Raw genomic sequence first — 2,243 nt, forward strand, 5'->3', positions numbered from 1 at the left:
GAAGAGATGATGCGGTTGCTAGGCTTCGACTTTGCGCGTGGACGCCTAGACATAAGCCATCATCCCTTCTGTGGCGGCGTGCCTGATGACACACGCATTACAACACGCTTCGACAACCATGACTTCCTGGAATCCTTCATGGCGGTGCTGCACGAGACGGGGCATGCGCTATACCAACAAGGGTTACCCGCCAAATGGCGAGGACAACCCGTCGGCGGCTCTTTAGGTGCGGCTGTGCATGAGAGCCAGTCGTTGTTCATAGAAATGCAGATTGGGCGGAGTAGTGCATTCATGGCGTTTGCAACACCGTTTATCTGCGAACATCTAGGAGGATCAAAGGGCGACCACGAATGGACAGCAGAGAATCTCTACGTCCGCGCGATCTGCGTGCGTCCAGACTACATTCGTGTGGGGGCAGACGAGCTTACCTACCCGCTTCACATCCTTCTTCGGTTTGAGATAGAGCAGTCCTTGATTACAGGCGAACTCAGCGTCTCAGATATTCCGGATGCTTGGAATGATGCCATGATCCGATACCTTGGCCTGTCCACAGAAGGAAACTTCGCCGACGGTTGCATGCAGGATGTTCACTGGTTCGCGGGACTCTTCGGGTATTTTCCAACCTATACACTGGGGGCGCTTATGGCAGCGCAATGGTTTGCGGCAGCCTCTGCCTGTATCTCCGATATTGACACCAAAATTGAAGAAGGCGACTTCGGGCCGATCGTCGAGTGGCTACGGCGCCAAATCCATGCTCAAGGACAACTCAAGACGGCGCATGAACTCTTAACGGAGGTTACCGGCGAACCGCTCAGCTCTTGTCACTTTAAGAGGCATCTTGAGCGTCGCTATCTAGGGTAGGGCTGTCTGTGCTTGGCGCAGCACGAGGTTCTCCGATTTCTAGACGAAGTCGCCGGGCGCGCACTTATGAAGTTTGGCCACATCCCACTTGTACTTGGTGAACTTCTTTATCATACCGAGGATGTTTGGTTTCGGAGTCAAAGCGCACTTGCCGCAAGGTCAGCCCGATGACTACCAATGGCACATAGCCGAACTCAAGGCCGAGACCAAGGATGCCTGCTTAAGGGTTGAAAGCGGACGTGCGGTATCCTCTCAATGATGTCCGATCACGACTCAAAGCAGACTCAACCGCGTAGATTATCCGCAGTGAACAACCCAGGCCCAGTTGATCTTTAGGGCGCGTCCGGCCAGCCTTATGGCGGCACAAGCTGGTTTGCTAGCGGTCAGCCAGAATTCGGTTTTGTAGGAAGTATCCTTGAGTTCACCACTAATTCTGAAACGCGTCAGAAAGTCATTCTCAACGCAGGATGGGCCCATCCATGTCCTCGAGGACGTGACCTTTTCGCTGAAAGCCGGCGAAATGCTGGCGATTACCGGCGAAAGCGGGAGCGGAAAAAGTACGTTGCTGCATATTGTCGGTGCGCTCGAAACCTCCGATGGCGGAGAAATCCGCTATGGAGACTACGACCTTTCCAACTTGTCCGAGAACCGGCGTGCACAGTTTCGCCGATCAATGGTTGGAATTATCTTTCAGCAATACAATCTAGTTCCATCCCTCAATGTCCTCGCCAATGTGCGGCTGCATGCACGCCTGGCCGGCCGGGATGATCGCGACTGGACGCGTTATCTGCTTGATCGTCTCGGCCTCGATTCGCTGGCGGGCCGGTATCCGGAACAGTTGTCGGGCGGTCAGCAACAACGCGTCGCTATCGGTCGCACGTTGGCAGCGAAGCCAGGTCTGATTTTAGCAGATGAGCCCACCGGTAACCTCGATGAACGCTCATCGGGCACCGTCTTCGAGCTTATGTCGGACCTTGCAGAGGAGTCCGGCGCCAGCATGATCGTCGTCACGCATTCGAATGAGCTGGCTGGGCGCATAAGTCGCAACCTTCACCTGCACGCAGGCCGCGTGGAATGATCGACCTATCCGCCATCACGGTCTTGCTGTCGCATTGGCGCAAGCATCCATTTCAGCTCATCATGCTGTTGACCGGGCTCTTTCTTGCATCAGCACTGTGGACAGGTGTGGAGGCCATTAACACAGAGGCGCGGGCAAGCTATGCGCTTGCTGAGGCAGCACTCTCACCACCGCGATTTGCTTCAATCGTGTCGGCGAAAACCCGCACGATCCCTGTTGATACCTACACCAGGCTGCAAACTTCCGGTTGGCGGACGTCGCCCATATTTGAAAAAAGGGTTCGGCTCGGCGATCGCTACATCCG

Annotated in this window: 1 protein-coding gene and 2 pseudogenes; all 3 read left to right on the forward strand. The window is 55.1% G+C overall.

The window, feature by feature from the left end; translation table 11 throughout:
- Positions 1 to 861, forward strand: a pseudogene (locus tag AC33YF_RS13725) (carboxypeptidase M32); the annotation flags it as partial.
- Between the two features lie 415 nt (positions 862 to 1,276).
- Positions 1,277 to 1,939 (forward strand): ABC transporter ATP-binding protein, encoded by a 663-nt coding sequence (locus tag AC33YF_RS13730; protein ID WP_491777777.1) that lies wholly within the window; start codon positions 1,277 to 1,279, stop codon positions 1,937 to 1,939.
- A pseudogene (locus tag AC33YF_RS13735) lies at positions 1,936 to 2,243 on the forward strand (ABC transporter permease); the annotation flags it as partial. The gene AC33YF_RS13730 and the pseudogene AC33YF_RS13735, both read left to right, overlap by 4 nt.

It is taken from the genome of Methyloceanibacter sp., assembly GCF_058506495.1.